Annotated in this window: 4 protein-coding genes; all 4 read right to left on the reverse strand. The window is 44.6% G+C overall.

The features are described from left to right. Window positions 1-42: 42 nt before the first annotated feature. Window positions 43-1,401: an MFS transporter gene (locus QYT14_RS12615; RefSeq protein ID WP_288325116.1), complete on the reverse strand. Its 1,359-nt coding sequence runs from the start codon at window positions 1,399-1,401 to the stop codon at window positions 43-45. A 14-nt stretch (window positions 1,402-1,415) separates the two neighbouring features. After that, complete coding sequence (locus tag QYT14_RS12620; RefSeq protein WP_288325117.1) at window positions 1,416-4,094, reverse strand: 4-alpha-glucanotransferase; 2,679 nt, start codon at window positions 4,092-4,094, stop codon at window positions 1,416-1,418. Between the two features lie 364 nt (window positions 4,095-4,458). Next, on the reverse strand, window positions 4,459-6,423 hold the full coding sequence (gyrB, locus tag QYT14_RS12625) for a DNA topoisomerase (ATP-hydrolyzing) subunit B (RefSeq protein ID WP_237038693.1): 1,965 nt from the start codon (window positions 6,421-6,423) through the stop codon (window positions 4,459-4,461). A gap of 201 nt (window positions 6,424-6,624) precedes the next feature. Beyond that, the gene (rpsT, locus tag QYT14_RS12630) at window positions 6,625-6,879 is read right to left on the reverse strand and encodes a 30S ribosomal protein S20 (RefSeq protein WP_237038690.1); all 255 of its coding nucleotides are present in this window, start codon (window positions 6,877-6,879) and stop codon (window positions 6,625-6,627) included. Window positions 6,880-6,975: the final 96 nt, after the last annotated feature.

Consider the following 6,975-nt stretch of genomic DNA (forward strand, 5'->3'; position numbering starts at 1 on the left):
TGAGGCGATGCGTACTAACGTGTTTTATGATGCCTTTATCCGTTACTGTTTCTCCTTAATAATACCCACACAGCCGGCACCGATAATGAGGAATATCCCTGCCAATACCAGCATATTAACTTCCGGGGCAACGTTGCCTGTTGTGGTAAACATCTTTAGTATCATTCCTCCCAGCGAAGCGGCTACGATTTGCGGGACACAGATGGTTCCATTGAACAGTCCCAGGTAAGTACCCATGTGTCCTCCTGTCAGTGCATTGGTCAGAATAGTAAAAGGCAAAGCCAACATTGCTGCCCATGCACAACCAATCAATACGAATGATACAAATAATGCATATTGATTATGGATGAACAAAATAGAGATGAAACCGATGCCTCCAAGTACCAGACTGAGTACATAGGCAAACTTTTTGTTTTTAATTGTCGGAATCACTGCAGCCCAAATGACAGAGCCGATTGCCTGTACCGCAAACAGGATACCTACCCAGTCGGCAGCATTCTGATATTGCATGGATTGAGTGTCGAGAACTACTTTCGCTACACCTCCTGCCATTGTTTCTACCGTAGGAGTATCAAAGACATTCAATGCCACAGTTCCATTGGTGTAAGTCCACATAAACATGAAAGCTGCCCAACAAAAGAATTGCACCAAGCCTACCGTCCAGAAAGCTTTCGGGGCTTTGACCAATAGCTTGAACATATTTGTCTTTTCCTTTTTCTCCTCATTGGTAATGCCGTGATATTCTGCATATTCTTCAGGTGGAAATTCCTTCACTTTGGCCGATGTATAAAGGACGCAAAGTATCAGGATGAACGCCCCGATGTAGAAAGAGTAGATGACAGAATCAGGCACGACACCCTTGGGGGCGATATTGCTAATACCGATTGCCGCAAAGATAAACGGAAACAGGTATCCAGCCAAACTTCCTGCATTACAAAGAAAACTTTGAATGGAATAGGCAAGCCCTTTTTGTTTTTCGTTGACCATATCGCCTACCATCATTTTAAAAGGTTGCATAGCCATATTGATGGAAGTGTCGAGGAACATCAAAGAAACCAAGCCAAAAATCATGGCAGCACCGACGCTCATGCCGAAACTTCCTGCATTCGGCAACAGGCACATGACACACACCGCAACGAGCGCCCCCACAAACAGGTAAGGAATACGTCGTCCGAAACGTGTCCAGGTGCGGTCGCTCAAGGCACCGATGATAGGTTGCACAATGATTCCTGCCAGTGGAGGAAGAATCCAAAAGTAACTTAAGTCGTGAGGGTCTGCCCCCAGTGTGGAAAAGATACGGCTTATATTAGCACTTTGCAGAGCGTAGGCTATTTGTACGCCAAAGAATCCGAAACTAATATTCCACAGTTTCCAAAATCCTAAATCCGGTATTTTCTTCATGATATTGATATAAGTTAGAATCTGCCTGTGGCATCAATCATTTCTTTCATCTTTTCATTAAACTTGTCGCTCTTCATCAGCTCTTCCAGAGTGAGATGCATTCTGTATCTCCAATAATGGCGCGGGTTGGCCGGCACATTAATTCGTTCGGCGTTTACATCCGGATAACGGATTTCCTCGTCCATCGATAACCAGTCTTGGAATGACAGGATACAGAGCAAAGACGGACATTCCAAGTGGCTGCGCACAATCTCTTCGCAAACCCATCCCGGTGCGGTGGCAGGTACTTCGCCCCAGTGTCCCATCACCTGATTGTAGTAACGGCAGGTCTGTTCGTAATCTTCTTCCCACCAGCCCCGCAATGTAGACATGTCATGGGTAGAAATGGTGCAAACCGAACGATAAGGATATTCCCATACATGGCCGAACTCGTGTTGGGGATTTTTGGGCATACGCTGAATCTCAAGGCTGAGTATCTGCAACTGTTCCATTACCCAGGGCACACAGTCGGGCACCATGCCCAAGTCTTCACCACATACCAGCATCGATGTAGACTGTGTCAGGATAGGGAGTTTCTTCATTGCTTCCTGATACCAGAACTGGTTATGACGTTGATAATAATAGTGGTTATAAAGGCGGTTGAATGCTTCTTTATCTCCCCAGCTCAGCACCTCAAAAATGAAGTCGTTCTGCACAGCGATACGCGGATGATACATGGAAGGGTGTTTACGGTCGGGCACGAAAAGTACATTGCTGATTAGTGCGTACAGTCCTTCACATATATTTCTGCTTTCTTCGTCTTTCCGGTCGGCAAAATAGGATTCTACCTTACGCTGCGTATCAAATTCAGAACGCATTTCATAAATGTCATCATGGCAGTGCCGCACGAATGTCTCTTTCACCATACCAGCTTTCTCGCCGAAAATGCGGTTCAGGATATTCTCATTAATGAATGGCTTCGTCATGAAGTCTTTTTGGAAGGTCAACCCATAGCTTTGTATTTCGTCTACACTCATCGGCAGGGCAGGTACAAACTGTCCCAGTAAGCCATGAACCGAATGGAATGGAATCTCCCAAATGCGGAAGAAGCCCAAGATGTGGTCAATGCGGTAGGCGGTAAAGTATTCTGCCATTTTGCGGAAACGCTTTTGCCACCATTGGTAGTTGTCCTTCTCCATTACATCCCAATTGTATGTGGGTAAACCCCAGTTCTGTCCGTTGGTAGAGAATGCATCGGGCGGTGCACCGGCTTGTCCGTTCATATTGAAATAGTAGGGCTCAATCCAGGCTTCCACACTATTGCGGCTGATGCCTATGGGAATATCTCCTTTAAAGATAATACCTTTTTCGCGTGCATAATTGCCGGCATCCAATAATTGGATGTGCAGGTTGTATTGTACATAATAATAGAAAGCAATTTCTTCGTAACAGTTGCTTTCGGGTGCACACATGACCGCTATCTCATCAGCATGGTATTCATTATGTTCAGGCCATTGGCTGAAATTGGGGGTACCATACTGGTCTCTTAAATAAGAGAAAGCAGCGTAGGGGAGTAACCAATGTTCATTTTCTTTGAAGAACTTCTTGAATTCGGCAGAAGCCAGCACTTTCTTTCCCGTTTGTTGGAACATCGATTTCAGATAGGCTCGTTTGGCGTTGTTCACCGCTTCATAATCGATTTGGGGAAGAGCATTCAGTTCTTTTCGTTTCTCTTCATAGACAGCTAGTGCCTCTTTGTCTTTTAGTTTGCCCAACTGACGCAAATCAATGTACATGGGATGGAATGCATAAATTGAAATGCTGTTGTAGGGATAAGAATCCATCCAGGTATTGGTAATGGTAGTATCATTGATGGGAAGAATCTGTACAGCTTGCTGGTGGGTGCTCACTGCCCAGTCTATCAGTTTCTTTAAGTCACCGAAGTCGCCTACGCCAAAACTGCCTTCGCTACGAAGTGAGAAGACCGGAATGGCAGTACCTGCCACCTTGCGTGCAGAAGAAGTGAAATGGACTTCAGTTTCGGGAGTGAGATAGATTTCTCCCTTTTTCATTCCGTCGATGTAGAGCAGGCGGTTATTGTGGGCTTCCCATTCTTCCACTTCTTTAGTATCGGCATTGCAAGCCACAAATTTGTATTCTAGTGGGAACTCCATGCTGGCGGCATTCAGAGTTACTGTCCATTCGTTGGGTTGGATTTCTTCCATCAGTACAGCTCGTTTGCCATCCCAGTCTCCCAATGCTGCACCGCGTCCGCAAATTCCCAATTGCTGATGTTTGTGATGTAAACAGGGGCAAAGGGCACGGAAGGTAATACTGCAATCGGCAGGAGCAATTGTTTTTATACTGTTGGCAGATTGGTAGTCGCCGCTGAATGCAGAACTATATAAATAGGATTCTTGTGGAAGGTCTTTCCAAAAGTCATCTAATATATAGTGGCAATTTCTCTTTTTGCCGGGACAGAAGATATGGGGCATTGTTCCGCTTTCCCGACGGATACATTGTCCGTCGCGGTACACTCCATAACGGTAGGAGATAGGGATACCTGCGGGGGCGTCCGTCATTTCGGCACTGCCTTCCCAACGGATTCCGTCCCCGGTGCTGAGCATGATTGGTTGGTTATCGTTGCCGCATAATGTTGCGCCGAGTGCTTCTCCCCAGGCGGTGCGGTATTCGATTCGGAATGTGAGTTTCATATTATTATCTTATTAATGGTTTATATTCCAAATGGTTTGATGTTCCAAAATTAAGACTTTCCCGCATATAATCTTCATCAAGTGATTAAAATTATAAGAAAAAGAACGTTTATCTGAAGCTCTCTTATCGTTTGTGTTTGTCTGTTTTCTCCCATTTCATCGATGAAAATGGCACAAGGAAGTATTATGGCACCCTTCGGGAAAAGGAAATGAAATATAAATGAAAAGGGGAGCCCTATTGTGTGCGGAAGGGGGAGGATGTATGTAAAAAGTCCCGGCTCGGTGAAGAGTCGGGACTACCTCAAATTGTAAGATGTGAGGATTGGTTTTTTTTAATTTTTAAATATTTAGTTGAATACAACTATTACGCGTCGATATTCGCATACGTCGCGTTTTTCTCTATGAACTCGCGGCGCGGACCTACATCATCCCCCATCAGCATGGAGAAGATATAATCCACGTTTGCGGCATTTTCTATTGTCACTTGTTTCAGGATACGGGTCTCAGGATTCATTGTTGTTTCCCAAAGCTGTTCGGGATTCATTTCACCCAAACCTTTGTATCGCTGTGTATGAATGCCGTTTTCCTGACCGTCGCCATATTTTTGGATAAACTCCTGACGGGCTTCTTCAGTATAGCAATATTCGCTGATTTTGCCTTTACTACATTTATAGAGAGGCGGATTAGCAATATATAAGTGGCCGTTTTCGATGATTTCCGGCATATAGCGGTAGAACAATGTCATGATAAGAGTGTCGATATGTGAACCATCGACATCGGCATCGGTCATGATTACCACCTTATGATAACGCAGTTTGTCAATGTTTGCTTTCTTGCTGTCGTCGTCACCGTCCACACCGAAACGAATACCCAGTGCAGTGATGATATTGTTTACTTCATCACTTTCAAATGCTTTGTGCCACATCGCTTTTTCCACGTTCAGAATCTTACCTCTCAGCGGCAGGATAGCTTGCGTGGCACGGCTGCGTCCTTGTTTGGCAGAACCACCTGCCGAGTCACCCTCGACAAGGAATAATTCACATTCCTCAGGATTACGGCTGGAACAGTCGGCAAGTTTGCCCGGCAGTCCGCCACCCCCCATCGGGCTTTTGCGCTGAACAGATTCGCGGGCCTTGCGTGCGGCAATACGGGCAGTAGCAGCCAAAATCACTTTGTCTACAATCTGCTTTGCTTCTTTCGGATGCTCTTCCAGATAGTAGGTAAGTGCTTCACCCACGGCTTGATTCACGGCTCCGCTGACTTCGCTGTTACCCAGCTTGGTTTTGGTTTGTCCTTCAAATTGCGGTTCGGCTACTTTTACAGAGATAACAGCTATCAAGCCTTCGCGGAAGTCTTCTCCCGAGATTTCGACTTTTGCTTTCTCCAATGCCTTGATATCTTCGGCATATTTTTTAAGTACACGTGTCAGTGCGCTGCGGAATCCCGCTTCGTGTGTACCACCTTCTATAGTGTTGATATTGTTGACATAAGAATGCAGACTTTCACGATAACCGGTGTTGTACATGATAGCACATTCAATTGGGGTACCGTTTTTCTCTGTGTTCAGATAAATCACATCGTCAATCAGTGAATCATTGTTTCGGTTCAGAAAGCGTACAAACTCTTTCACACCTTCGTCCGAGTGGAACACTTCTTTCTTAAAGTTGCCTTCCTCGTCTTTCTGGCGACGGTCAGTGAGCGAGATGGTAATACCCTTGTTCAGGTAAGCCAATTCGCGCATACGTGCTTCGAGGATATCATATTTATATTCGGTAACAGTGAAGATAGAATCATCCGGCCAAAAGGTTTGTTTGGTACCGCTGATTTCTGCATTGCCTACTTCTTTAACCGAGTACAGGGGATGTCCGCATGAATATTCTTGCTGGAAAATCTTACCGTTGCGGAATACTTGTGTAGTCATGTGCTTGGACAGTGCATTCACACACGATACACCTACACCGTGAAGACCACCAGATACTTTATAGGAACCTTTATCGAATTTACCTCCTGCATGGAGCACCGTCATAACGACTTCCAATGCGGATTTCTTTTCTTTTTCGTGGAAATCCACCGGGATACCACGGCCGTTGTCCTGCACTGTGATGGAGTTGTCTTCGTTAATTGTTACTTCTATGTGGTCACAGAATCCTGCCAGCGCTTCGTCGATAGAGTTGTCAACAACTTCATAAACCAAGTGGTGCAAACCCTTTTCGCTGATATCTCCGATATACATGGCGGGACGTTTACGAACGGCCTCCAGTCCTTCAAGAACCTGGATATTGCTGGCCGAATAATTGTTCTCGCCGTTTATCTTTTCTTCTTCAGTCATGTTTAATTCGATTTCTTTATTTAGCTCTCAAAGATACGAAAAAATGCTGAGATAGAAGGAGTCTTGGAGGATAAAAAAAGTAAATTTATGGCTTGGTTATGATAATGGAGGCGTTGTCCGCCTGGTATTCAGTCTTCCTGAAACGACAAAAGGCTGAATCATACGATTCGGCCTATTTTATCTTTTAGTTTAAGACTTTGCTTAAGCGAGCTTGCTAATATGAGCAGCCAATTTAGACTTCAGGTTAGAAGCTTTATTCTTATGAATAATGTTGCGCTTAGCTAACTTGTCCAACATTTTTTGGATGCCTGGATACATTGCAACAGCTTCTGCTTTGTCAGAAGTCTCACGAAGTTTTTTAACAGCGTTACGCATTGTTTTTGCATAATATCTGTTATGAAGTCTTCTCTTCTCTTCCTGTCTGATTCTCTTTACTGATGATTTGTGATTTGCCATCTCGACTAATCTTTAGTTTTGTTCTTTTATTATTTTTATTTGTAGCCCCTGGGGGAATCGAACCCCCCTTTCAAGAATGAAAATCTTGCGTCCTAA

Source organism: uncultured Phocaeicola sp. (assembly GCF_948499155.1).
Classification (GTDB): domain Bacteria; phylum Bacteroidota; class Bacteroidia; order Bacteroidales; family Bacteroidaceae; genus Phocaeicola; species Phocaeicola faecalis.

Coding starts and splice junctions, on each gene's coding strand:
- QYT14_RS12615 (WP_288325116.1), bottom strand. CDS start 1,401: ATGAAGAAAATACCGGATTTAGGATTTTGGAAACTGTGGAATATTAGT.
- QYT14_RS12620 (WP_288325117.1), bottom strand. CDS start 4,094: ATGAAACTCACATTCCGAATCGAATACCGCACCGCCTGGGGAGAAGCA.
- gyrB (WP_237038693.1), bottom strand. CDS start 6,423: ATGACTGAAGAAGAAAAGATAAACGGCGAGAACAATTATTCGGCCAGC.
- rpsT (WP_237038690.1), bottom strand. CDS start 6,879: ATGGCAAATCACAAATCATCAGTAAAGAGAATCAGACAGGAAGAGAAG.